The organism is Aureimonas psammosilenae, from assembly GCF_009176975.1.
GTDB classification, from domain to species: Bacteria; Pseudomonadota; Alphaproteobacteria; order Rhizobiales; family Rhizobiaceae; genus Plantimonas; species Plantimonas psammosilenae.
This window is the reverse complement of record NZ_WEZG01000001.1, coordinates 489,427-509,746: the sequence shown is the minus strand read 5'-3', so window position 1 is coordinate 509,746 and position 20,320 is coordinate 489,427. Positions and strand designations below refer to the sequence as shown.

32 protein-coding genes, 1 tRNA gene and 1 pseudogene are annotated in these 20,320 nt (G+C 63.5%); 16 read left to right on the top strand and 18 right to left on the bottom strand.

Features of this window, described 5'->3' with window-relative positions; all coding sequences use genetic code 11:
* Positions 1-15 precede the first annotated feature (15 nt).
* Positions 16-183: a hypothetical protein gene (locus F9929_RS02420; RefSeq protein WP_235918952.1), complete on the top strand. Its 168-nt coding sequence runs from the start codon at positions 16-18 to the stop codon at positions 181-183.
* A 3-nt stretch (positions 184-186) separates the two neighbouring features.
* On the opposite strand, the gene galE is transcribed toward F9929_RS02420, so the two are convergent.
* A complete protein-coding gene (gene galE, locus F9929_RS02415) occupies positions 187-1,176 on the bottom strand; it encodes a UDP-glucose 4-epimerase GalE (RefSeq protein ID WP_152044925.1) in 990 nt (329 codons plus the stop codon).
* 120 nt (positions 1,177-1,296) lie between these two features.
* Between galE and hemA the strand changes: the two genes are divergently transcribed.
* The gene (gene hemA / locus F9929_RS02410) at positions 1,297-2,580 is read left to right on the top strand and encodes a 5-aminolevulinate synthase (RefSeq protein ID WP_152044924.1); all 1,284 of its coding nucleotides are present in this window, start codon (positions 1,297-1,299) and stop codon (positions 2,578-2,580) included.
* 12 nt (positions 2,581-2,592) lie between these two features.
* Here the strand turns inward: hemA and F9929_RS02405 are convergent, their stop codons facing one another.
* The 4 genes from F9929_RS02405 to F9929_RS02390 all read right to left on the bottom strand — a co-directional run bounded on the left by F9929_RS02405 (position 2,593) and on the right by F9929_RS02390 (position 5,417).
* The gene (locus tag F9929_RS02405) at positions 2,593-3,759 is read right to left on the bottom strand and encodes a pyridoxal phosphate-dependent aminotransferase (protein WP_152044923.1); all 1,167 of its coding nucleotides are present in this window, start codon (positions 3,757-3,759) and stop codon (positions 2,593-2,595) included.
* 65 nt (positions 3,760-3,824) lie between these two features.
* Positions 3,825-4,295, bottom strand: a complete 471-nt coding sequence (gene mscL / locus F9929_RS02400) for a large conductance mechanosensitive channel protein MscL (RefSeq protein ID WP_152044922.1) — start codon at positions 4,293-4,295, stop codon at positions 3,825-3,827.
* Positions 4,296-4,372: 77 nt separating this feature from the next.
* The gene (locus F9929_RS02395; protein WP_152044921.1) at positions 4,373-4,831 is read right to left on the bottom strand and encodes a secondary thiamine-phosphate synthase enzyme YjbQ; all 459 of its coding nucleotides are present in this window, start codon (positions 4,829-4,831) and stop codon (positions 4,373-4,375) included.
* A gap of 127 nt (positions 4,832-4,958) precedes the next feature.
* Positions 4,959-5,417, bottom strand: coding sequence for a hypothetical protein (locus F9929_RS02390; protein WP_152044920.1), 459 nt, complete (start codon positions 5,415-5,417; stop codon positions 4,959-4,961).
* Positions 5,418-5,534: 117 nt separating this feature from the next.
* Between F9929_RS02390 and F9929_RS02385 the strand changes: the two genes are divergently transcribed.
* From F9929_RS02385 to F9929_RS02375, 3 genes are read left to right on the top strand one after another with little or no spacing between them, the layout of a single operon-like run.
* Positions 5,535-5,882, top strand: coding sequence for a DUF952 domain-containing protein (locus F9929_RS02385; protein ID WP_152044919.1), 348 nt, complete (start codon positions 5,535-5,537; stop codon positions 5,880-5,882).
* A complete protein-coding gene (locus F9929_RS02380; protein WP_152044918.1) occupies positions 5,879-6,976 on the top strand; it encodes a quinone-dependent dihydroorotate dehydrogenase in 1,098 nt (365 codons plus the stop codon). Before F9929_RS02385 ends, F9929_RS02380 begins: the two co-directional genes overlap by 4 nt.
* A 13-nt stretch (positions 6,977-6,989) precedes the next feature.
* Positions 6,990-7,892: a histone deacetylase family protein gene (locus tag F9929_RS02375; protein WP_152044917.1), complete on the top strand. Its 903-nt coding sequence runs from the start codon at positions 6,990-6,992 to the stop codon at positions 7,890-7,892.
* Between the two features lie 7 nt (positions 7,893-7,899).
* Here the strand turns inward: F9929_RS02375 and F9929_RS02370 are convergent, their stop codons facing one another.
* The 4 genes from F9929_RS02370 to F9929_RS02355 form a co-directional block, all read right to left on the bottom strand.
* The gene (locus F9929_RS02370) at positions 7,900-8,157 is read right to left on the bottom strand and encodes a DUF6460 domain-containing protein (RefSeq protein WP_152044916.1); all 258 of its coding nucleotides are present in this window, start codon (positions 8,155-8,157) and stop codon (positions 7,900-7,902) included.
* Between the two features lie 100 nt (positions 8,158-8,257).
* Positions 8,258-9,919 (bottom strand): cisplatin damage response ATP-dependent DNA ligase, encoded by a 1,662-nt coding sequence (locus F9929_RS02365; protein WP_152044915.1) that lies wholly within the window; start codon positions 9,917-9,919, stop codon positions 8,258-8,260.
* Positions 9,920-9,932: 13 nt separating this feature from the next.
* Positions 9,933-10,739, bottom strand: coding sequence for an exonuclease domain-containing protein (locus F9929_RS02360; RefSeq protein ID WP_152044914.1), 807 nt, complete (start codon positions 10,737-10,739; stop codon positions 9,933-9,935).
* Between the two features lie 46 nt (positions 10,740-10,785).
* Positions 10,786-11,808: a hypothetical protein gene (locus F9929_RS02355; RefSeq protein ID WP_152044913.1), complete on the bottom strand. Its 1,023-nt coding sequence runs from the start codon at positions 11,806-11,808 to the stop codon at positions 10,786-10,788.
* Between the two features lie 201 nt (positions 11,809-12,009).
* Between F9929_RS02355 and F9929_RS02350 the strand changes: the two genes are divergently transcribed.
* Positions 12,010-12,085 (top strand) — tRNA-Thr (locus F9929_RS02350).
* Between the two features lie 374 nt (positions 12,086-12,459).
* Here F9929_RS02350 and F9929_RS02345 read toward each other — a convergent pair.
* From F9929_RS02345 to F9929_RS02310, 9 genes are all read right to left on the bottom strand, one after another.
* Positions 12,460-12,993 carry a hypothetical protein gene (locus tag F9929_RS02345; protein ID WP_152044912.1) on the bottom strand — a complete coding sequence of 178 codons (534 nt, stop codon included), beginning with the start codon at positions 12,991-12,993 and terminating at the stop codon, positions 12,460-12,462.
* The gene (locus F9929_RS02340) at positions 12,990-13,175 is read right to left on the bottom strand and encodes a hypothetical protein (protein ID WP_152044911.1); all 186 of its coding nucleotides are present in this window, start codon (positions 13,173-13,175) and stop codon (positions 12,990-12,992) included. Before F9929_RS02340 ends, F9929_RS02345 begins: the two co-directional genes overlap by 4 nt.
* Entirely contained in the window at positions 13,172-13,486 is a 315-nt protein-coding gene (locus tag F9929_RS02335; protein ID WP_152044910.1) for a hypothetical protein, read from the bottom strand. Before F9929_RS02335 ends, F9929_RS02340 begins: the two co-directional genes overlap by 4 nt.
* The gene (locus F9929_RS02330) at positions 13,483-13,734 is read right to left on the bottom strand and encodes a hypothetical protein (protein ID WP_152044909.1); all 252 of its coding nucleotides are present in this window, start codon (positions 13,732-13,734) and stop codon (positions 13,483-13,485) included. The genes F9929_RS02335 and F9929_RS02330 overlap by 4 nt, the downstream gene beginning before the upstream one ends.
* Positions 13,731-14,339, bottom strand: a complete 609-nt coding sequence (locus F9929_RS02325; protein WP_152044908.1) for a hypothetical protein — start codon at positions 14,337-14,339, stop codon at positions 13,731-13,733. The genes F9929_RS02330 and F9929_RS02325 overlap by 4 nt, the downstream gene beginning before the upstream one ends.
* Entirely contained in the window at positions 14,336-14,602 is a 267-nt protein-coding gene (locus F9929_RS02320; protein WP_152044907.1) for a hypothetical protein, read from the bottom strand. The genes F9929_RS02325 and F9929_RS02320 overlap by 4 nt, the downstream gene beginning before the upstream one ends.
* A 2-nt stretch (positions 14,603-14,604) precedes the next feature.
* Positions 14,605-15,024, bottom strand: a complete 420-nt coding sequence (locus F9929_RS02315; RefSeq protein ID WP_152044906.1) for a twin-arginine translocation signal domain-containing protein — start codon at positions 15,022-15,024, stop codon at positions 14,605-14,607.
* An 82-nt stretch (positions 15,025-15,106) separates the two neighbouring features.
* On the bottom strand, positions 15,107-15,241 hold the full coding sequence (locus tag F9929_RS24630) for a hypothetical protein (RefSeq protein ID WP_268915620.1): 135 nt from the start codon (positions 15,239-15,241) through the stop codon (positions 15,107-15,109).
* 22 nt (positions 15,242-15,263) lie between these two features.
* Positions 15,264-15,689, bottom strand: a complete 426-nt coding sequence (locus F9929_RS02310; RefSeq protein WP_152044905.1) for a hypothetical protein — start codon at positions 15,687-15,689, stop codon at positions 15,264-15,266.
* 92 nt (positions 15,690-15,781) lie between these two features.
* Between F9929_RS02310 and F9929_RS24790 the strand changes: the two are divergent.
* From F9929_RS24790 to F9929_RS02260, 10 genes and pseudogenes are all read left to right on the top strand, one after another.
* Positions 15,782-16,018: pseudogene (locus F9929_RS24790) on the top strand (helix-turn-helix domain-containing protein); the annotation flags it as partial.
* A gap of 5 nt (positions 16,019-16,023) precedes the next feature.
* A complete protein-coding gene (locus F9929_RS02300; RefSeq protein ID WP_152044903.1) occupies positions 16,024-16,533 on the top strand; it encodes a MarR family winged helix-turn-helix transcriptional regulator in 510 nt (169 codons plus the stop codon).
* A gap of 573 nt (positions 16,534-17,106) precedes the next feature.
* Positions 17,107-17,454: a BLUF domain-containing protein gene (locus tag F9929_RS02295; RefSeq protein ID WP_152044902.1), complete on the top strand. Its 348-nt coding sequence runs from the start codon at positions 17,107-17,109 to the stop codon at positions 17,452-17,454.
* A gap of 148 nt (positions 17,455-17,602) precedes the next feature.
* Complete coding sequence (locus tag F9929_RS02290) at positions 17,603-17,992, top strand: ANTAR domain-containing protein (protein ID WP_152044901.1); 390 nt, start codon at positions 17,603-17,605, stop codon at positions 17,990-17,992.
* Positions 17,993-18,246: 254 nt separating this feature from the next.
* The gene (locus F9929_RS02285) at positions 18,247-18,624 is read left to right on the top strand and encodes a type II toxin-antitoxin system RelE/ParE family toxin (RefSeq protein WP_152044900.1); all 378 of its coding nucleotides are present in this window, start codon (positions 18,247-18,249) and stop codon (positions 18,622-18,624) included.
* Positions 18,621-18,962, top strand: a complete 342-nt coding sequence (locus F9929_RS02280; RefSeq protein WP_152044899.1) for a helix-turn-helix domain-containing protein — start codon at positions 18,621-18,623, stop codon at positions 18,960-18,962. The genes F9929_RS02285 and F9929_RS02280 overlap by 4 nt, the downstream gene beginning before the upstream one ends.
* Before the next feature lie 13 nt (positions 18,963-18,975).
* Positions 18,976-19,362 carry a DUF6173 family protein gene (locus F9929_RS02275; RefSeq protein WP_152044898.1) on the top strand — a complete coding sequence of 129 codons (387 nt, stop codon included), beginning with the start codon at positions 18,976-18,978 and terminating at the stop codon, positions 19,360-19,362.
* A 20-nt stretch (positions 19,363-19,382) separates the two neighbouring features.
* Positions 19,383-19,580 (top strand): hypothetical protein, encoded by a 198-nt coding sequence (locus F9929_RS02270; RefSeq protein WP_152044897.1) that lies wholly within the window; start codon positions 19,383-19,385, stop codon positions 19,578-19,580.
* 68 nt (positions 19,581-19,648) lie between these two features.
* On the top strand, positions 19,649-20,011 hold the full coding sequence (locus tag F9929_RS23890) for a helix-turn-helix transcriptional regulator (RefSeq protein WP_193227575.1): 363 nt from the start codon (positions 19,649-19,651) through the stop codon (positions 20,009-20,011).
* Positions 20,001-20,264 (top strand): hypothetical protein, encoded by a 264-nt coding sequence (locus F9929_RS02260; RefSeq protein WP_152044896.1) that lies wholly within the window; start codon positions 20,001-20,003, stop codon positions 20,262-20,264. The genes F9929_RS23890 and F9929_RS02260 overlap by 11 nt, the downstream gene beginning before the upstream one ends.
* Positions 20,265-20,320: the final 56 nt, after the last annotated feature.

Below are 20,320 nucleotides of genomic sequence, written 5' to 3'. Positions count from 1 at the left end.
CAGCGGGAGCCGGCCATGAGCGGCGAGCGATCGGACAAGGCCGACGCGCGCCGCCAAAGGCTGGAGGAAACGCTGCGAGAGAATCTGAAGCGGCGCAAGGACCAGGCCCGCGCCCGCCGGCAGCGCCCGGCCGACGAGACCGAGGGCTCGCCTGCCGCCGAGCCCGCCCCCGATGAGGAATGAGCCTTATTCGGCATTGCGCTTCAGAAGGCGCTTTTCCCAATCCAGCGCATGGGTGACGATCTCGGAAAGGTCGTCATGCCGGGGCACCCAGCCGACCGTTTGCCGCAGCTTGGTGGAATCGGCCACGACGCTCGGGCTGTCGCCGAGGCGGCGCCCGCTTTCGCGGATCTCGAAATCATTGCCGGACACGCGCCGCACCACATCGAGCACCTCGCGCACGGAGAAGCCGCGGCTGTAGCCGACATTGGCGACGAGGTTGCCGTGCCCACCCCGCAGATGGTCGAGGGCTGCCAGATGCGCGCCGATGAGGTCGGTGACGTGGATGTAGTCGCGGACGCAGGTGCCGTCCGGCGTCGCGTAATCCGTACCGAACACCTCGATATGGGCGCGCTTGCCGACCACGACCTCGTTGGCGACCTTGATGAGATGGGTCGCGCCCTTTGTGGACTGGCCGGAGCGGCCCTGCGGATCGGCCCCCGCGACGTTGAAGTAGCGGAGCGCCGCATAGGAAAGCGGATGGGCGGCGGCGGCATCCTCCAGCATCATTTCGCTCATCAGCTTGGAGCGGCCGTAGGGGGACAGGGGTTTCAGCGGGCTGTCCTCCGAAACCGGCTTCTTCCCCGCTTCGCCGTAAACGGCGGCGGTAGAGGAGAAGATGAAGTTCGGCACCTTGTTGCGCACGGCCGATTCGATCAGGTCGCGCGTCTTGGCGGTGTTGTTGCCGTAATAACCGAGCGGGTCCTTCACCGAATCGGGCACCACGATGGAGCCGGCGAAATGCACGATCGCGTCCACCCCGTGCTCCGTCACCAGCCGGTCGAGAAGCGCGCCGTCGGCGACGTCGCCCTGCACCACGGTCGCGGCCGGCGAGATCAGCCAGTCGAAGCCGGTGGTGAAGTTGTCGAGAACCACGACGTCCTCGCCGCGATCCACGAGGCCCAGCACCATGTGGCTGCCGATATAACCGGCGCCGCCCGTCACAAGTACGCTCATGCCTGCCGTATCTCTTTTTTTCGTTGCGCGAAGGGGTCGGCACCCATGCGAGCATTGCATAAGCGCCTCATGGACATGGCCTTGCCGGGACTTTAGAACCCTTCTCGACAGGAGTTCAGCATGACCGACTACCAGAGTCACTTCGAGTCTGCCATCGAAGCTCTGCACGCGGAAAGGCGTTATCGTGTTTTCGCGGACCTTGAGCGTATCGCGGGCCGCTTTCCACAGGCGATCTGGCGCAGAAACGGCGTAGCCAGCGAAATAACCGTCTGGTGTTCCAACGATTATCTCGGCATGGGCCAGCATGGAAACGTCGTCGGCGCGATGCGCGACGCGGTCACCGCCATGGGCTCGGGCGCCGGCGGCACGCGCAACATTTCCGGCACCAACCATCCGCTGGTGGAACTCGAAACCGAGCTCGCCGACCTTCACGGCAAGGAAGCCGCCCTGGTCTTCACCTCCGGCTTCGTGTCGAACGAGGCCTCGATCTCCACCATCGCCAAGCTCCTGCCCGACTGCCTGATCCTGTCGGACGAATTGAACCACGCTTCCATGATCGAGGGCGTCCGAAAGTCCGGCGCGCACAAGCAGATCTTCCGGCACAACGACGTCGGCCATCTGGAAGAGCTTCTGAAGGCGGCCGGCCCCGAGCGGGCGAAGCTGATCGTCTTCGAGAGCGTTTATTCGATGGACGGCGACATCGCGCCGATCGAGGCGATCCTCGATCTGGCGGAGCGCTACAACACCATGACCTATATCGACGAGGTCCACGCGGTCGGAATGTACGGCAAGCGCGGCGGCGGCATCTCGGAGCGCGATGGCGTCGCGCATCGCATCGACGTGATCGAGGGCACGCTCGCCAAAGCCTTCGGCGTTCTGGGCGGCTACATCGCCGGCTCGCGCGCCGTGATCGACGCCGTACGCTCCTATGCGCCGGGCTTCATCTTCACCACCGCCCTGCCCCCGGCGCTGGCGGCCGCGGCCACGGCGTCCATCCGGCATCTGAAGGAAAGCGGCGCGGAGCGCCAAGCGCAGCAGCGTCAGGCGGCGCGCGCCAAAGCGGTTCTTGCCGGCGCCGACCTGCCGGTGATGCCGTCGCCGACGCATATCGTGCCGCTTCTGGTCGGCGATCCCGATCTTTGCAAGAAGGCGAGCGACCGGCTTCTGGAGCGCCACGGCATCTATATCCAGCCGATCAACTATCCGACGGTGCCGCGCGGCACCGAGCGCCTGCGCATCACGCCGACGCCGCTTCACGACGACGCGCTGGTGGAAAAGCTGCGGGACGCGCTGGTGGAAACCTGGGAAGCTCTCGGCATTCCTTTCGGCACGGCCGAGTCGCTGTCCAAGAAGGACGAAGCGACCCGCGCCCGTCCCCTTCTGGTGTCGCAGGCCGGCGGCTGACGCCGCCTTCCTTCAGAGCTTGCCTATCCAGTCCGACAAACGGCCCGCCGCTTCCTCGACCTGATCGAGACGGCGGTGGAAGCAGGCTCGCAGGAAACGCGGGGCCGAAGCGCCGAAAGCCGTTCCGGGCGCGAGGCCCAGGCGCGTTTCGTCCAGAAGGCGGAAGGCCGTGCGCATCGAGTCTTCCACCCCGTCGATCGCGAAAAAGGCGTAGAACGCCCCGTTCGGCGGCACGAGCGACACGCGGTTCGTCTCAATGAGGGCCTTACAGAAGATGTCGCGCGCTTGATGGGCACGTTCCACCTGCGACGACACGAACTCCTCCCCTTCCTCCAAGGCCGCCACCGCGCCGCGCTGCATGAAGGCCGCGACGCCGGAGGTGGAATACTGGATGAGGTTCTCGATCACCGGGCCGAAGGCCGGCGGGGCCTCGATCCAGCCGACGCGCCAACCGGTCATCGCCCAGTTCTTGGAGAAGGAATTGACGAAGAAGATCGCCTCGTCCTCTTCCATCACGTCGTGGAAGGATGGCGCGCGGCCTCCGGCATAATGGAAGCGGCTGTAGATCTCATCGGCGATCAGCGTGATGCCGGCTTCGCGCACGATGCCGAGAATCTCGCGCAGAACCTCCGTCGAGGCCGTCCAGCCGGTCGGGTTCGACGGCGTGTTGACGAACAGGGCGCGGGTGCGAGGGGAAATCGCGGCGCGCAGCTTGTCGAGATCGAGATCCCAGCCGGCCTCCGTCCAGTCCAGCGTCACTTCGCGCGCCACCCCGCCGGCGACGCCGACGGCCGCCGCGAAATTCGGCCAGGCCGGACCGATGAAGGCCACCTCGTCGCCTTCGCCGGCGAGTGCCGCGACGACGATCTGGATCGCCTGCATGCCCGATCCCGTGACGAAGAAGCGGTCATAGCTGGAAGGCCGGCCGTAGACATTTTCCGTGTAGCGCGCGAGCGCCTGGCGAAGCTCGGGGATTCCGCGCTGCCATGTATAAAAGGTTTCGCCGGCCTGAAGGCTCGCGGCCGCCGCGTCGCTGATGAAGCGCGGCGTCGCGAGATCGCCTTCGCCGGCCCAAAGGGGAATGACGCCGTCGAGCGTGCGGCCATAGTTCATCACGGCGACGATGCCGCTTTCGGGCGCCTGCGACGCCCGCGCATGCAGCCGGTCGAGGGGATTCATGAGCGGCGGGACCTCGTGGATTTCGGACCGCCGCAACTCGCTCGTTATGTCCCCGCCGTCAACAGTTAAACCGGGCTGCGGCCGGGCGTTGGGGTGGCCGGTGGCACCGGGGACACGGCGCGGCCGGTGGCCAGAAGATCGCGGATCTCGCCGAGAAGCTTTTCTTGCGCCGGCACTTCCTTGACAGCGTCGGGCTTGGCTTCTTCCTTGCGCTTCAGGCGGTTCATGCCCTTCACCACCAGGAACAGGACGAAGGCGACGATCAGGAAGTTGATCGCGAGGGTGATGAAGTTGCCATAGGCCAGAACCGCGCCCTGTTCGCGCGCGCCGGTGAGCGAGGGCGCGGTGACGTTGCCCGACAGCGGATAGAAGAGGTTGGTGAAATCGAAGCCGCCCGTCAGGAGGCCGACGACCGGCATGATGATGTCCTGCACCAGGGATTGGACGAGGCCGGAAAAGGCCGCGCCGATGATGATGCCGATCGCCAGATCGACCATGTTGCCCTTCAGGGCGAATTCCTTGAATTCCTTCAGCATCGAGCTTCCCCGTCTCAGTGCACAACAGTTCGGACAAGGAATAGGCGACTGACGGTTCTCGGCAACGGCTGACGGGTTCAGTCTCGGCTCGGAACCGGATAGGGGCGACCAGGCTGGGGTGCGCGGGTTCCCGAAAAATGCAGAAGCACCTCGCGGGTATGGGGGCGGCTTCGATGCTCCACGACATAAAGCCCCTGCCACGTCCCCAGCATCAGGCGGCCATGAAGCACGGGGATGGCGATGCTGGTCTGCGTCAGGACCGTCTTGATATGGGCCGGCATGTCGTCCGGCCCTTCCACCGAATGGCGGTAGATGGGGCCGGCCGGCGCGAGGCGATCCAGGGCGTCCAGAAGATCGGCCCGGACGTCCGGATCGGCATTCTCTTGGATCGTCAGGGATGCGGAGGTGTGGCGGATGAAGGCCGTCAGAAGCCCGTCGCCGCTTTCGAAGGCGACCAGCCGATCCTGAACGGCGGAGGAGATGTCGAGCATCGACCGCGGCTTGGTGCGGATCGACAGGGTTTCGATGAACTGCATCGGCCTCTCGGCGGAATGGAACGGAAAATGGGGCCGCCGCGCGGAGCGGCGATGCACCATGGGATTGCCATGCCGCGAAACGCTCGGCAATGCGTCACCGCCGGGTCTTGGCCCCTTATCCGTCGGTTCAGGTCCGGTCGGGCATCCGTTCCTCGCTTCCCCGATCGTCGCCCTTCTTGTCCTGATCGAACTCGCGGGCCGCTTCGCCGAAGGCGCGAAGAGCGCGCTTCATGCGCGAAAGCGCCTTGTCGAACTCGGCATCGTCCTTGCGCTCCGCCTTCTCGGACTTCTCGTCCTCGTCTTCTCTGTCGTCGCGCCGCCGCTCGTAGCCGCGCGGCTCGTCATCGTCGCTTTGGCGGGAAGAATAGCTCGGTTCATCCTTTTCCTCGGCGGGGCTGCAGCGAAGGCTCCCGTCCTCGGCTTTGCAAAGGGTGATCTCGCCGGTCAGCGTATCGAGCCGGGCGACGCCGCCATCGATCGGTTGAAGCTCGTAGCGACCGGGCGAAGTCCGCTCGGGCAGAAGGCTCTGGGCGCCGGCGGGCGTGGCGGCGGCAAGGGCGAGAAGAAGAAGGCCGTGGATGCGCATGGGCAGATCGCTCCGACGAGGATTTCGAGTTCTCCTATCTAGCGCGACGACGACGGCGACAATCGGGCCGCCGCGCTCGATTGACGCCGCCGCGCCGCTCTGGCACCGCAGGAACCCATGAGCGATCCCATCTACAAGATCCTTCCCGCCCCGCTTTGGCAGGAGGCCGAGCGCACAGGCGCGCTCCGTGGCGCCCCGGTGGATATCGCCGACGGCTTCATTCATTTTTCGACGGCGTCACAGGCCAAGGAGACCGCAAGGCGGCATTTTGCCGGCATGGACGACCTCCTTCTCGTGGCGGTCGATCCGATGCCGCTCGGGGACGCCTTGAAATGGGAACCCTCGCGGGGCGGTGATCTTTTCCCGCATCTCTACGCGCCCTTGCCCGTCTCCGCCGTTCTGTCCGTCCGTCCCCTGCCGCTGAGCCCCCAGGGGCTCCACGAGTTTCCCAGCGACATCACATGAGCCGCGCTTATTCCCTCGCCCGCCCGCTCCTCTTCAGGCTCGCGCCCGAAAAGGCCCATCGCCTGTCGATCCAGGCGTTGAAGAACGGCCTCGTGCCGCGCATCGACGTGCCGATCGACAGCCGCCTTCGCGTTTCCGTCGCGGGAATCGCCTTTCCCAATCCGCTGGGTCTGGCGGCGGGCTACGACAAGGACGCGGAAGTGCCGGACGCGGTCTTGCGCCTCGGCTTCGGCTTCGCCGAGGTCGGCACGCTGACGCCTCAGCCGCAAAGGGGCAACCCGATCCCGCGCGTGTTCCGGCTGCCGGAGGAAGGCGCGCTGATCAACCGGCTCGGCTTCAACAACGAGGGCCATGCCGACGCCTATGAGCGGCTGGACGCGCGCCGCCGCAAGCCTGGGATCGTCGGCGTCAATATCGGGGCCAACAAGGATTCGGCCGACCGCGTCGCCGACTACGTCGCCGGCATCAGCCGCTTCGAGCCGGTGGCGAGCTATCTCACCGTCAACATCTCCTCGCCCAACACGCCCGGCCTGCGCAAGCTGCAATCGGGCGAGGACCTGGATCGCCTGCTCGACGCCGTGATGGCGGCCCGCAACGGTTATGCCGCCATGACCGCGACGCCGCGAAAGCCCGTTTTCGTGAAGGTCGCGCCGGATCTGGAGCGGGACGACATCGCGTCCATCGCGCATGCCGTTTCCGACCACGGCGTCGACGGACTGATCGTTTCCAACACCACGATCCGCCGCGAGGGCCTTCGCACCGACCTTCCCCATCGCGACGAAGCGGGCGGGCTGTCCGGGCGTCCCTTGTTCCGCCGCTCGACCTATGTGCTCGCCGCCTTCCGCCGCGCGCTCGGGCCGGACTTCGCGCTGATCGGCGTCGGGGGCATCGACAACGCGGCGCGCGCCATCGAGAAGATCGAGGCGGGCGCCGACCTTCTCCAGATGTATACGGGCCTCGTTTATGGCGGCTGGACGCTGCCGACGCGCATTCTCGCCGATATCAGCCAGCACATGGACCTCAACGGCATCCGCCACGTTTCGGAAATGCGCTGCCGGCGCACCGACGCGATCCTGTCCGCCGGTCCCGGTTGAAGCGGGCTGCCCGGTGCCCCCTCCCATCGTCCACCATCCCGCCTTCGACGCGCTTTTCGACGAGAAGCACCGCTTTCCAATGCGCAAGTTCTCGCGCATCGCCGAAATCCTGGTGGAGGACGGCGTGGTCGGCGGGGAAGGCTTCGCGGTGCCTGAACCCGCGCCCGAAGGCTGGCTGACGCTCGCCCATTCGCACGCCTATGTGGAAGCGGTGCTGACGCAGACCGTTTCGCGGGAAACGGAAAGAGCCATCGGCTACCCCGTCGACGCGCGCGTCGCCATGCGCTCGCGCTGCGCCACCGCCGGCACGGTGCTGGCCGGCCGCCTCGCGCTGCAAGGCGGGCTCGCCTGCAACACGGCCGGCGGCAGCCATCATGCCAGCCGCGAAGGGGGCGCGGGCTTTTCCGTCTTCAACGACGTCGCGGTCGGGGCCTGCGTGCTTCTGGCCGAGGGCGAGGTGGGCCGCGTTCTCGTGTTCGATTGCGACGTCCACCAAGGCGACGGCACAGCGCGCATCTTCGCCGGCTCGACGCGCGTCTTCACGCTGTCGATCCACGCGGCGCTGAACTATCCCGACGTGAAGCCGCCCTCCGACATCGACATCGCCCTTCCCGACGGGCTCGGCGACGAGGCCTATCTGGCGGTCGTGAAGCCGGCCCTGGAACGCGCCTATGCCGAAGCGCGGCCGGACATCGTGTTCTTCAATGCCGGCGTCGATCCGCATCGCGACGACCGGCTCGGCCGCCTGGATCTCACGGACCAGGGCCTTGCCGAGCGCGACCGGCGGGTGATCGGCTTCTTCCGCGACCGGAACGTGCCCGTCGCCGGCGTCATCGGCGGGGGCTATTCGCGCGACATCGACGCGCTCGCCCGCCGCCACACCATCCTCCACCGCGTGGCGAAGGAATTCGGCTGAACGCCCGTCAGCGCCGGCCGAGTTTCAGGAGGCGCGAGATGATGAAGAGCGGGAAGACGATCGCCGCGCCGAGAAGGAAGTAGTCCATCGCGCGATCGAAGGAGCCGAACAGGGTCCACCAGATGTTGCGCACCGAGTCTTCCAGCCAGAACAGGATCTCGCGCGGGCTCCAGCCGAGCCAGGACAGGACGAATCCGACGATCAGCGAAATGACGACGAGCCGGACAAGCACGCCGAGCGGAGAACCGCCGAGAAAATCCGACATCCGACCGTTCATGAGCGTCCTTGTCCGCGACTATACTTACGAACCGAGGTAGGCACGGAGCCGCCGCCCCGCAAGCCTTCAAAACTTTGAGGGGTGGCGTTCAGGCCGAGAGCATCGCTTCCAGCGTTTCGATGCGGTCCGCTTCGTTGGCCGGCTTGTCCCAGCGAAGGCGCGACACGCGGGGAAAGCGCATCGCGACGCCCGACTTGTGCCGGGTGGAGCGCTGCAGCCCCTCGAAGGCGACCTCGATCACCAGACCGTGGTCGGGCTCGGCCCGCACCGAGCGCACCGGCCCGAAGCGGCCGATCGTGTTGTCGCGGATATATTTGTCGAGCTGCTTCAGCTCCTCGTCGGTGAAGCCGAAATAGGCCTTGCCGACGGGCACCAGCACCGGGTCGTCGGCAGGCCCCGACCAGACGCCGAAGGTGTAGTCCGAATAAAAGCTCGACCGCTTGCCGTGGCCGCGCTGGGCGTACATCAGAACCGCGTCGATCACGTGCGGGTCCTGCTTCCACTTGAACCACGGCCCCTTGGGACGGCCGGGCACGTAGGAACTGTCCCAGCGCTTCAGCATCAGCCCCTCGATCACGGCATGGGGCGGGGCGGCGCGAAGCTTGGCCAGATCCTCGAAATTCTCGAAGGGCACGAAGGGCGATACGTCGAAGCGCGTGGCGTCTAAACCTTCCACGAAGCGGTCGAGCCTTTTGCGCCGCTCGATGAAGGGCAAGGGGCGGAGGTCCTCCGTGCCGTCCTGCAGAAGGTCGTAGGTTCGCAGGAACACCGGATGTTGGCGGATCACCGCCACTGATACGCTCTTGCGGTTGAGGCGCTGCTGGAGGTCGGAGAAGGTGCCGACCACGATGTCGTCGCGCGGGGGACCGCGATGGGGTTCGACCAGCGGCTCGCCCTCACCCGCCGGCCGCGCCACCAAAAGCTCGCCGTCGAGCGAACCCTCGAAGCGCATATGTTCCAGAAGGTCCGGGAAGGCGCGCGAGATGTCGTCGCCCGAGCGCGAATAAAGCCGCGCCACCCCGCGCTCGCAGGTCGCCTGGACGCGGATGCCGTCCCACTTCCATTCGGCGGCGTAATCTTGGGGGCTGATGCGGTCGTAGTCCGGCTTTTCCAGAGGCTGCGACAGCATCACCGGGCGGAACGGGCTGGCAGCCGCCGAAACCGGCTTCTCACTGTTGCCCGACAGCCAGGCGAAGAGATCGAGATAAGGGGCGTTGAGGCCATGCCAGAGTTCCTCGATCTCGGCGATGTCCTTTCCCCCGAAATCGGCGAGCGCCTGCTTGGCAAGACGCGACGAAACGCCGATGCGCATGGAGCCGGTGACGAGCTTCAACAGGGCGTAGCGGCCCGACGAATCGAGACGGTCGAGCCATTCCTCCACGAGCTTCGGCCCTTCGAGCCGCGAGGCGCGGTCGAGCGTCTCGACGATCTCGGCCAGCGTCGGCAGGTCGTTGCGGCCGCGCCGTTCCCCGTCGTGGGGCGAGGGCCAGACGAGGGCGATGGCTTCGGCGAGATCGCCGACATAATCGTAGGAATAGTTGAACAGGACCTCGTCCATGCGGCTCGCCATCAGGGCGCGCAGCATGGCGGGCTTGACCGAGCGGATATCGAGACCGTCCGTGATGGCGGCCAGCGCATAGCCGCGCTCGGGGTCCGGCACCGCGCGGAAATAATCCCCCATCAGCTTCAGCTTGCCGTTGCGCGAGGGCGTCAGCACGAGACGGTCGAGAAGTTCGGCGAAGCGCTTCACGCCAGACCCCGCTTCACAGAACCGGCAGCATGGGCGCCGCGCGCACGCCCCGGATTTCGATGCGATCAAGATGATGGCGCGCGGTGAACACCGCGTCGGCATCCATGCCCGGCTCCTTCACCAGCCATTCGAGATAATCGGGCGGCACCTCGCCGATCGGGATGCCCTTGTACTTGCCGAAACGGAGCTTCGTGAGAAGCGCGGGCTCGGCCGAGACCTTCTCTGCCCGCTCCAGAAAATCGGCGATGTCGGAGCAGCGCGGCATGAGCGTGCGATGAATCTCGCGCAGAAGAACGGCCGTGCACAGCGCGTCGTAAAGGGCGCGGTGGGGGTGCAGGGATTCGAGTTCCGCCCGCACGTCGGAAAGATCGAGCGGCAGATATTTCACGAGGCTCTGCAGGCCATGCGCCCTGACGCCGGGAAAAGCGCGAAGCGCCAAGCGATAGGTGCACAGCCAGCGGCCGGGCAGGCGCAGGCGCGAGCGATCGAACTCGGCGCGCTGCGCGGCGTAGATGGCCGCGCCCGCGAAGGGCTTCACGGCTTGCGCGAACGGCGGCGCGCCGACGAGCATCTCGTCCGAGATGTGATGAACGCGCCGTGCATGAGGGTCGATCTCCACGCCCGCCGGATCGACCAGCGTCTGCATCGGGTTGCCGATCTGTCCCGTCGCTAGGTCGAGGTCGGCCGAGCCGATCTCGATCACCGCGTCCTCCTCGATCCGCCGTCCCGCCGTTTCCACGTCGATCACGCGCACGAGCGTCGGCGCGTCCGTCGGAAACAGCGGCAGCGTGGAAGGGCGCGGGGGAAAGAGGTCCGTCATCTCGTTTCGATGTCGCGCCGAAACGCGATGCCTTCAAGCGGTGCGCTCATTTGCCCTTTGCGGCATCCACCGCGATCATCATGAAGAAGGTTGCGTCGCGCGCCGCCAACTGGCGCTGCTCGATCGAGGCGACATAAACACGCCCGTCGGTCCGCGCGATGCCGAGACCGACGAGATTGCCGTAATTGGTGTTGGCCGGATCGACCGGGCGCGACAGGTCGTAGCCGCCGGGCGGCGGACCACTCGGCGCGTCGCGCCCGCCGGCGACCGCGACGCCATTCTCGAGAAGCTGCAACTGCAAGGTCAGGTTGTCGCCGCTCAGCCGCACGAGGTTCAATCCGCCATCGGAAAGCCGGTCGACGCGGCAGCGGTCGCGGGCCACCTGTTTGGCTGGCTCTCCCGCCTGACCGAAATGATAAACGGTGCATTGCCGCTCGCCGGGGGCAACGCCCGTCAGGTCGCCGGCCGTATCCTTGTCGGGCTGGCCACCGGCGGCCGCGACCACGGAAGCCGCCGCGTTTCTTGCAGCCTTCGCACCCGCATCGGTGATCGGCTGCGTGGCGGTTTCCGCCAGCGTTCGGCGAACCTGCTCGGGAAGCGCCAGAAGCTGGTTCTGGTCGGCAGCCGAGATCGCCGTCCAATGCGCCAGACAGTCCTGCCCGCATGTCGCGGATCCCGGATAGATCAGCGTCGCCGCCGTGCCGCCGGGCGCGACTTGCGCGCCGACGGGGAAATCGGCTGCGGCGTCCGTGGCGTTGGCGAGATCGAGAAGGCCGCCGACCTCGGCGCGCTTCGATTGTCGGTCGTAAAGGCAGATCACCGAGCGCGTGTCGCGCGTGCCCTTCTGAACACCCGATACGAGGGCGAGGCCGTAGCGCTTTGTTCCCGTCGGATCGCGCGTGGCGGTCACGTCGTCCAGCGCGGCGGAGCTTGCCGCTTCGCACGCGGCTTCGATGGCCTGAGTCTCGCCCGCAGGTGCGGAGCCTTGCGCGGCGGAGCCTTGCGCGAAGGCCGTTCCGATCAGGCCGGAAAGAGCGAGGAAGGAGAGCGCAAGGGCTTGTCTCGGCAAGATCGGCATCCGGGTTGCGGGCGGTTCACGACGCCTCAGAATTAAGCCGGGCTCGTCCGGTGGAAAGGGCCAGTCCATGCCTCCTCGCGAAATGCGAGACGCGGTTTTTGGCATCCACTGCGCGAGTTCCGCTTGCTTCGGCCGCCAGTTCTGGTATTAGCCCCGTCAGTCGCGCTTTTGAGCCAAGGCCGAACGCGACGGGCCGCTTTAGCTCAGCCGGTAGAGCACATCATTCGTAATGATGGGGTCAGGTGTTCAAGTCACCTAAGCGGCACCATTCTTATCAAGCACTTAGGCTGCACAAGCTGGAAGGTGCTTCCCATAAATCGCAGTTGGGAAGCACATGGGAAGCGAACTCACGGCCTTCCTATCGCCGGAACCCTGCCAGCACTTCCGACACCCTGCCCCCGCTGACGCCAACGTATGCGCCTATGCGCTCCATGGACCATGATGGATGCGCGAGGGCTGTATTGCGGATGCGATCCTCTATCGCAGGCGTCATGGGCATGGACCGGGCTGGAGCGCGACGCACAGCCGGCCGGCGCTTGGTCTCATCTGCGAGACTTCGCAGCTTGCCGGCTTCGGCCGTCATGCCCTTCGCCTCGATGTCGCTTGCCAGGACGTACAAGGCGCTGCGGATCTCGGGAAGCCTCATTCCTCCCGCTCCTCGCCAACCGGTTTGCCGTCGAAGTCGAACTCATCCCGAGTGCTGATGAACCTTCTAAAGCGCGGATCAGGGTCGAAGGCCCCTTCCGTTGCCCGGAAGTCTCCCCAGCCGAGGCTATGTTCGTCGTCGTCATCCATCTCGCGGTTGTCGCCAGCATCGTCCTGCCGGCTTTCTGCCTCGTCTAGTTCGCGATCATCTACGCCGTTGCCGGCGTACTGGTACGGGGCGCACGACCTATGAGTATCTTGGCGCTCGCCCATAGGGTTCGGCCAGCCCAGCGACGGTTCCTCATCGCCGGACGGCTCAAGGTCGGGGTCATCGTCCAGCGCGTCGATGAGGTTCAACAGGCGATCAATCTCGTCCGCGAGCGCGTGACGGATGGAAGCGCGGATGCGGTGATCGGTGAACGATGCAGTGGCAAAGTTTGCCGTTGCATTGCGCTCTTCGCCAAGTTGGCGACGAGTAGGTTTCAAACGGCGAAGTTTGCCACTTGCTCCGAAGCGGATATGCACGCTCATGGCTCGCGCCTCCGCTTCTCCAGCGGCTCCGCTCCGACTTCTGGCACAAGCCAGTGAGCGAACGTGTCGAGCCAGCGCGCAACGGCGTCCAGCGTGTCGCCAAGGATGCCAACCAGCATCGCCACGAGCAGCGCGGTGACGCCAAGAATGCCGCGTAGGATGAGGGGAACGGCGGGGATCATGCGCGCCCTCCCTGGTACGCGCCGCCGGCCGCATGAAGGGCTAGGCGACGGTCAAAGACCATAGTGGCCACCTTCTCAAGGTAAGCCTGTTCCTCCTCTGGCAGGCCGTGCCAGTCGTCCAGCAGATCGGGCAGACCATCGGCGAATGTGGCGTCGAAGACGGGCCGAATAGACGGCGGCAGGACCGCGCCGAAGATCAGCACCGCGAGGTCGGCAAGGTCCCTGCCATAGTCGGCAGAGGCCTTAACGGATGCGAGGACGCGGGCGCGGTCGGCAAGCGTCACCATGTCGGCAATCGGGGTCGGGATCATTGGCCGGCGTCCTCCCCGCACAGTAGGGTTGTCAGGCGACGGAGGCGAGACTTCTCGTCTGCGCTCATGACCGAAAGAGCGGCGGCAGCTTCCGCCAAGGCCTCTACGGTCGGGTCTTTCGTGGCGTTCGAAAGGAAGCGGATCGCGCGGTCCTTTTCCTCTGTCGGCATGGTCGCAACGATGGCACGGACTTCCGCCGCGTCCGAAGAGGAGAAGCCGGCGTTTTCCAAGCTGGCGGCGGGGGTCATCGAGCAACCTCCACACGAACGCCGGTCGTCACTTCGACTGCATGGCGGGCCAGATTATCGGATGCCGCTTCCAGCGCCTCGGCTATCTCGCTGTCGTCCGCATTCGGTTCGGCGATGTGCAGGCATTCGAGAACCGATGCGTGATCGTCGCGATAAGCCCGCAATGCCATGACCGCCGCATGGGCAAGAATAGCGCGCCGCGCGGAACCGTGCCGCTGGATTTCCTCCAGATCAGCGAGCGCCGGATACAGTTCCCGTACCCCGCTATCATGGACATAAAACCCAATTTCAGCGTGGCGACGTGGACCGAAGGCGCTCCAGAGTTCGTCAGCGCGTGCGGCCCATCGTGACGGCAGGTGCGCGAAGCTAGCCGGGATCGCGACGCTTCCAGCGAAGCCCGGAGCGTGGGGGAAAGTGATGCCAAGCGCCGCATAGCCAAGAACGAGGTCATCAACTCCAATAGTCGCCAGCTTCGGCAAGACCCCTTCGGCGTTCGCCAGATAGGCCCGTCCAGCAATGACGACTGGCACCATGTCAGGCAGGTACAGGCCGCCTCGATAGACGGCCACGATGTCGTGCGTGAGTTGCGCGTCGATGCGGATCATTTGACGCTCTCCGCCGAAACGCGCGCGTTCAGTTCCAACAGCTTTCCCTCACAAAGCCGAGCGGCATCCAGAGCCTTGCCGCTCACGAACATGATGAGGTCCGCAGAGCCCTCGGGAACCCGATAGAAGCCGCCTTCTCGCGTTCCAAAGTTGTCGGCAAGCAGGTAGTCCAGAAGGCGGGTGTAATACGCAGCCTCGCCCACAACCTCGCCCATGGCTTCAGCGTCGGAAACAGCGCTTTCGGTGCTGGTGACAGAAGCCATAATCAGGCCCTCCCGTCGAAGTAGGCCACGACTTCGGCAATCAGTGCTTGCTCGAAACCACCATGCGAGAAGCGCAGGTAGTTGCTGGTGAGACGGAGGGCCGCGAGCGCGCCGGCTTCTGTCGTGGCGGCCGGCGGGTTGTCTCGCAGCTCGAAGAACAGTTCGTCCAGATGCTCCATGTCCGCTTCGGCATCCTCCTCCGTGGCGTGATGCGTAGCGTTGAAGCGTTTCTCTTCAGCCTCGTAGCGCTGGATCAGGGCCAGGAGCGGGTCGTGAGGCGTCACAGCCTCGGCAGGCATGGCCATCATGGCCACACCTCCAGCGGTGACGGCAGCGCCGAGGCTGGCAGATGTCGTCAGGAAGCGGCGGCGGGAAACGGTAGGCAAGCCTTCGGCGGCGGTCGCAAGCGGATGCTTCGACATTGGGTGTCTCCGGTTTGTTCAGGATTGGTTTTGGTCTGGCGGTGTTCGGCTCACCCAAATGGGTGAAACGTTCGGTTGCAGGTTAGCGGCCGGCGGTGAGCGTCACGGCATTGTCGAGGCGGGCGGTGCGGACGGCATCAGAGCCGAGCGCGGACACGCCGTAGAAGCTGGCGAGGAAGAGGCCGATGGAGGCCAAGGCGGCAAGGTCGCGGATCATAGGCGTCTCCTTCGGGTTGATGTCAGGCGGCGTAGGCGGCGCGGATCTGCGCCTCGGCACGGGCGGCGCTCATGTGCGCCGGCAGGTACTTCACCGCGTCCAAGGCGATCTGCATGGGCGTCATCGGGCGGAGCGCAACCAGCTTGCGGGGACGAGCGGCGCGGTGGGCGCTATCGGCATCCACCTGCACGGCGCCGGCATTGATCCATGCCATGCGGAGAACACGAGCGAACAGGCGACGGTCGAAGCGGGCATAACCGCCCTCGGCGGCAACGACGCGGTAGCGAGCCCAAGCGGCAATCATGATGCCGGCGCGGTTGGCGACGAGCCGAGCGGCGAACCAACGGTCACGCAGGATCGCGGCGAACGTCTTGCGGCAGAACGCGCCGCGATGGGTGCGGCGGTATTCGGCCCAAGCTGCTTTCATGATGGTGGATCGGTTGAGCATGAGAGCGCTCCGCTGGTTGCTCCATCCTTACATTTTTGATATAACCCTAATCCAACACACAGTCAACACTTTTGATATAAGGTTATATCAATTTGGCTATTTCGTCTTCACAGTGCCGCGCTGCTCGCGCGCTATTGAGCTGGTCCCAAGATCAGCTCTCCGGTGCCGCGAAAGTGGCGAAGGCTACCATCGCGAATTTTGAGGCGGGGAAACGGGTGCCGTATGACCGTACTCTTGCCGATATGCAGGAAGCGCTAGAAGCGGCCGGCGTCATCTTCCTAGACGACGGTTCCAACGTTGCAGGCGGGGCCGGCGTCAGGCTGCGGAAGGGCGAATGAGGGTGGCGAACTCCCATACCCCTTCAAAAGGTGCTGCCGCCTCTATGGACGACGACGCCAACCGGAAGCCCTTTGAGACCGTAGAGCTTACATGGCAGCTTCTGTTGATATCGAAATACACCCGAGCGCTCATGGTGGCGAAGCTGGAGAAGATCGGCATTGAGGCCGGCCAAGATCAGCTCATTCACGCTTTGCCTCTTGATGGTTCCTTGGGGGTTAGCGGCGTTGCTGATGCGTTGAATGTCCGCGCTTCCACTGTCTCGAAGATGGCTGATCGGTTGGCTAAAGATGGACTGATACAGAGGGTTCCACACCCTTCAGACCGCCGGAAAACCAGTCTCGTCTTGACGGAAAACGGCATCGCCAAGAGGACCCAGATCGAGGCGTTGATGGAAGATGTAGAACGAGAATTGAGCGCAGGACTTGGTGATAGCGCGGTCGAAATCACTGGTATGTTAGAGCGCCTTGAAGAGACCGTTCTGAAAAAGCTGAGGCGTCTGCGTTGAGTTGAGTGCCGAGGCAACCCGTTCTGACCGCTACCAGTCGCAACGGTCATCAAGGCCACTGAACTGGTTAGGCCGCCTAATTCTTGTGCCTTCTTACCGTCATTCGTGACCGCTACAGAGCGCCATGCTTGCCTCACGCTCCGTCCAAGTCTTCTACTGCACTCGTGAGGTTCGAAGCCTCATGGTCGAACTCCCGTTGGAGGGCCTCCTAGAGCAAGGCGCGAAAACCCTATCTTCCGAAGAGTTCTCGTACTTGAAGGACAAGTTGCTGCATGGGCTTCAAGCGAAGCTCGATGGGACGGATTGCTGGTTCGAGTACGTGTTGGTGAAACAAGACGCGGCTTAGCCTCTGCATATGCTCCCGCAAATTCTGGGATGGCCGCTGTGCCGATAGTGCCGTTAGTGCCAATAGGGAGCGCCGGCACGAGAAACGGCAGGCTGTAGCCGACACCAAGTCCGCCGCGCTGGGTACGGTTGATAGGTATCCTGACGTGGTTATAAGGTTGCCACAGCCGAATTGTGAGCGGTTGATCCTGAACGTGCCATGGCCGCCCCAAGGAGCGAGGCTTGCCGATGAGCCCACCAGTTGAAGACGCCTCGTTGATGCGTTTGGTCTACCTCTCAACGCTATCGGTCGGCCTCACGTCATCAAATCTCAAAGAGCCTGTCGAGCGCTGGGCAGTATCGAACAAGCGCCATGACATCACAGGCGTGTTGGCGCTGGATGGAGAGCGGGTTTGCCAGATCCTGGAGGGGCCTCACCTCGCTGTTCAAACGCTCTTTCAGGCGATCAAAGTAGACCCGAGACACATCGGGGTGACGGAGCTATCCATCGAACAGATTGACGCTCGCCATTTTGGTCAGTGGGGCATGGTCCGCAGGCAAATGGTCGATATCGTCTCCTTGGCGTTCAGCCTTTAACTACCCCGAAAACGACGACGTATTAGCGACGCACGGAACGCCGCCGGCCGAATGTTTACGGTAGCGAACAAATCTCTATCGGCAGCCGTGCAACAATTCCGTCATCTGCGCCTTCTGCCTTTGCAAATTATCAGCGCGGCAGACGTATATGTTCGGAGTTGCTTTCGCTGAGGTGTTTCACCGACGCATACTGATCGTAGAAAACGATCCGACGATTGCTGAAAGCTTGATCAGGTTCGTAGAGGGAAACGGCGGCGAAGTTGTCGCGCACGTCGATTGTCCACTCAAAGCCCTAGCCGCCATAATCGCGGACCAAGGTATCGATAGCGTCTTTGTCGAAGCTGATATGGGTGTTGCCTATACCCTGCCGCTGATGCGCCAACTGGAACGCATGGTTGTCCATGCCGTCTGGATGATCGGGCATGAGGGACATTACCCACCCGCGACGGCCGGCGAAACGACCCCGCTGGTCTACCGACTAGCCGGAGATCCAGAGAACGTCATGCGCGTCCAAATTTTCGCGAATTCGCCCGCCTGACGAACTGACAAAACTGACAGAACCTCCAGCGTGAATTTGCCGATTTGCCCGGATCGCAAACCCTCAAAACCTTCGAAACCCCTCCTCGGCGCTCTCTGCGTTTCGCGTCAGATTGAGGCAAAACCCCGTCCGGCCTGCGCTTCTTCAGAGCGCCGCTGTCCTTTCACGGCATAATAATCGGCAATGAGCCGCTGAGTTTGCCGGCATCCATTTACGAATTGACAAGGTGCGTAATCTACATACTTATGCGGAGGATGCACACGGTGTCAGAGCTTCATTCCTTCCGTAGGCAGGCCGCCCAGGCCGGAATGTCCAATGACGACATTGCGGATTTCATCAACTTCATTGCCGACAATCCCGAAGCGGGAGACGTGATGGAAGGCACCGGTGGCTGTCGGAAGGTCCGCTTCTCCATTCGTGGCAACCATAAGGGCAAGAGCGGAGGCGTTCGGACTATCACATTCTACAGTGGGGATGCGTTGCCGGTTTTCCTCATTGCGGTTTTCGGGAAAAGCCAAGTGGTGAACCTGACGAAAGCCGAACGTAACAAACTGAAAAAGCTGACGGAAGCGATTGTGGATGCCTATGCACGGCGCGTCCAACCGCTAGCCGCAGGTGGAGAAAGAGCATGAGCAAGAAGGTATTCGACCAGATCGCGGAGGGCTTGCACGAAGCGTTGGCCATCGCTCGCGGCGAGGCCGAACCGTACCAGCTTCATGTACCTGCTGAAATCGACGTGAAGGCCATCCGGGCCAAGACCGGATTGTCTCAGAAAGACTTCGCTTCGACGTTTGGATTTGGCTCCGATCAACTGAAGCAGTGGGAGCAAGGTCGTTCGCGCCCGGTTCAAGCGATGCGTGCTTATCTGCTTTTGATTAACTCCCGCCCTGTGGAAATGGTCAGGGCTTTGCGTGATCTGCAAAGTGAAATCGCTGCCGAGCCGCCTGTGCGCAAGCAGGCCTGCCAGTAAGGGCGTATCCAGAATGACAGATCGTTCATTCCCAACTCTTCCCATGCCCGCAGCTATGCCCCGGATCAAAGATCCGGCAGAGGCCTTGAAGGATAAGCTGGTAGAGAGCACGGCCCGCTTCAAACGTGGGTGCCAACGCGACGAAGAAACTCCGGTTTTCTACGCTACCGATGGCTCCCGACAGATCCGAGTAACCTCGATGGCTAGTGTGGGATCGCAACTAATTCTATTCATCGGAGAGGATGAAGAGGGGCGTCACGTCGAGCTACTGCAACATTTCACCCAAGCCTCGTTTCGGATGGTTGCCATTCCGAAGGAAGAAGCACGTCCGTCGAATTCAAGAATTGGCTTCAACGACAAGTATCTGGCGGGTGAAGCCGAAGGGCTTACCGACCTTTGAGGACGGGAGATGAAGAAAGCTTGATATCCAAAGGCGAACTGACATCGGAAGAATGGGATTGGCTGTTGAAGCTGTATCGCCACGATACGGCGTTCCTAACAACAACAATGGCCGACCGCTTGCTTGAACTCGAATTGGCAGAGCGCAAACTTGGCGGGGTCGGGATTTCAAGCGTTGGCAAACGGCTCGTAGATGCCGAGATCACCCGGCGGCGCTGAAAATCAGTTCAGGGCTTGCGACAGTTGCGACGTTTGCGACAGTCTAACGGCACCCCGCGAGAAACCGCATGCCGATTGGAAACGTCCCGTCCTACGTCAACATCAAGACCCTCTCAGCCGAGCTGGAGATCAGCGAAACGCAGGTTTACGCACTCGTGCGAGGTGGAGTGCTTCCAAAACCGCTGAAGCTCACCGCTGGCTGTGTCCGTTGGTCATGGGCGTCTGTCGAAGCTGCGCTTGCCTCATTGCAGTCTGGCGGCCAACCTGAAGCGGGCAACGATCCCGACCCGCTTATGAAGATGATCCACGATGCTCAAGCCCGCGAACGTGGTGCAGACCCTGACCCTATCGTGAAGCGTATCCACGAGGCGCAGCGGGCGAAGGCAAAGGCAAAGCAACAAGGCAAAATGGGGGAAAACCATGAGCCGTGATGCCAACTCCATCGGCGATCATGATCCCGTTCGGCTTGCCGAAGCATGTGAACTATTCTTTGCCGGCAGTCTCAAGCCCGCAGCCCTTCGTACCGAGGCGACAAAGGGCAACCTCGATATGCTGATGATCGCCGGCAAGCACTTCGTCACCAAGGCGGCGATCCGAGACATGCTTGAGAGATGTAGACTTCGACCGGCGACATTAGATAATAGCAACCTGCCCAACCGCCAAGTTACCGGAGTAACGGAGTAGAAACTGCCCTCCGCAGGAAAGGAAACCTGGAACAAGAAGCGCAATGGGGATTTGCG

Coding starts and splice junctions, on each gene's coding strand:
- F9929_RS02420 (WP_235918952.1), top strand. CDS start 16: ATGAGCGGCGAGCGATCGGACAAGGCCGACGCGCGCCGCCAAAGGCTG.
- galE (WP_152044925.1), bottom strand. CDS start 1,176: ATGAGCGTACTTGTGACGGGCGGCGCCGGTTATATCGGCAGCCACATG.
- hemA (WP_152044924.1), top strand. CDS start 1,297: ATGACCGACTACCAGAGTCACTTCGAGTCTGCCATCGAAGCTCTGCAC.
- F9929_RS02405 (WP_152044923.1), bottom strand. CDS start 3,759: ATGAATCCCCTCGACCGGCTGCATGCGCGGGCGTCGCAGGCGCCCGAA.
- mscL (WP_152044922.1), bottom strand. CDS start 4,295: ATGCTGAAGGAATTCAAGGAATTCGCCCTGAAGGGCAACATGGTCGAT.
- F9929_RS02395 (WP_152044921.1), bottom strand. CDS start 4,831: ATGCAGTTCATCGAAACCCTGTCGATCCGCACCAAGCCGCGGTCGATG.
- F9929_RS02390 (WP_152044920.1), bottom strand. CDS start 5,417: ATGCGCATCCACGGCCTTCTTCTTCTCGCCCTTGCCGCCGCCACGCCC.
- F9929_RS02385 (WP_152044919.1), top strand. CDS start 5,535: ATGAGCGATCCCATCTACAAGATCCTTCCCGCCCCGCTTTGGCAGGAG.
- F9929_RS02380 (WP_152044918.1), top strand. CDS start 5,879: ATGAGCCGCGCTTATTCCCTCGCCCGCCCGCTCCTCTTCAGGCTCGCG.
- F9929_RS02370 (WP_152044916.1), bottom strand. CDS start 8,157: ATGTCGGATTTTCTCGGCGGTTCTCCGCTCGGCGTGCTTGTCCGGCTC.
- F9929_RS02360 (WP_152044914.1), bottom strand. CDS start 10,739: ATGACGGACCTCTTTCCCCCGCGCCCTTCCACGCTGCCGCTGTTTCCG.
- F9929_RS02345 (WP_152044912.1), bottom strand. CDS start 12,993: ATGAGCGTGCATATCCGCTTCGGAGCAAGTGGCAAACTTCGCCGTTTG.
- F9929_RS02340 (WP_152044911.1), bottom strand. CDS start 13,175: ATGATCCCCGCCGTTCCCCTCATCCTACGCGGCATTCTTGGCGTCACC.
- F9929_RS02335 (WP_152044910.1), bottom strand. CDS start 13,486: ATGATCCCGACCCCGATTGCCGACATGGTGACGCTTGCCGACCGCGCC.
- F9929_RS02330 (WP_152044909.1), bottom strand. CDS start 13,734: ATGACCCCCGCCGCCAGCTTGGAAAACGCCGGCTTCTCCTCTTCGGAC.
- F9929_RS02325 (WP_152044908.1), bottom strand. CDS start 14,339: ATGATCCGCATCGACGCGCAACTCACGCACGACATCGTGGCCGTCTAT.
- F9929_RS02320 (WP_152044907.1), bottom strand. CDS start 14,602: ATGGCTTCTGTCACCAGCACCGAAAGCGCTGTTTCCGACGCTGAAGCC.
- F9929_RS02315 (WP_152044906.1), bottom strand. CDS start 15,024: ATGTCGAAGCATCCGCTTGCGACCGCCGCCGAAGGCTTGCCTACCGTT.
- F9929_RS24630 (WP_268915620.1), bottom strand. CDS start 15,241: ATGATCCGCGACCTTGCCGCCTTGGCCTCCATCGGCCTCTTCCTCGCC.
- F9929_RS02310 (WP_152044905.1), bottom strand. CDS start 15,689: ATGCTCAACCGATCCACCATCATGAAAGCAGCTTGGGCCGAATACCGC.
- F9929_RS02300 (WP_152044903.1), top strand. CDS start 16,024: ATGAGGGTGGCGAACTCCCATACCCCTTCAAAAGGTGCTGCCGCCTCT.
- F9929_RS02295 (WP_152044902.1), top strand. CDS start 17,107: ATGAGCCCACCAGTTGAAGACGCCTCGTTGATGCGTTTGGTCTACCTC.
- F9929_RS02290 (WP_152044901.1), top strand. CDS start 17,603: ATGTTCGGAGTTGCTTTCGCTGAGGTGTTTCACCGACGCATACTGATC.
- F9929_RS02285 (WP_152044900.1), top strand. CDS start 18,247: ATGCACACGGTGTCAGAGCTTCATTCCTTCCGTAGGCAGGCCGCCCAG.
- F9929_RS02280 (WP_152044899.1), top strand. CDS start 18,621: ATGAGCAAGAAGGTATTCGACCAGATCGCGGAGGGCTTGCACGAAGCG.
- F9929_RS02275 (WP_152044898.1), top strand. CDS start 18,976: ATGACAGATCGTTCATTCCCAACTCTTCCCATGCCCGCAGCTATGCCC.
- F9929_RS23890 (WP_193227575.1), top strand. CDS start 19,649: ATGCCGATTGGAAACGTCCCGTCCTACGTCAACATCAAGACCCTCTCA.
- F9929_RS02260 (WP_152044896.1), top strand. CDS start 20,001: ATGAGCCGTGATGCCAACTCCATCGGCGATCATGATCCCGTTCGGCTT.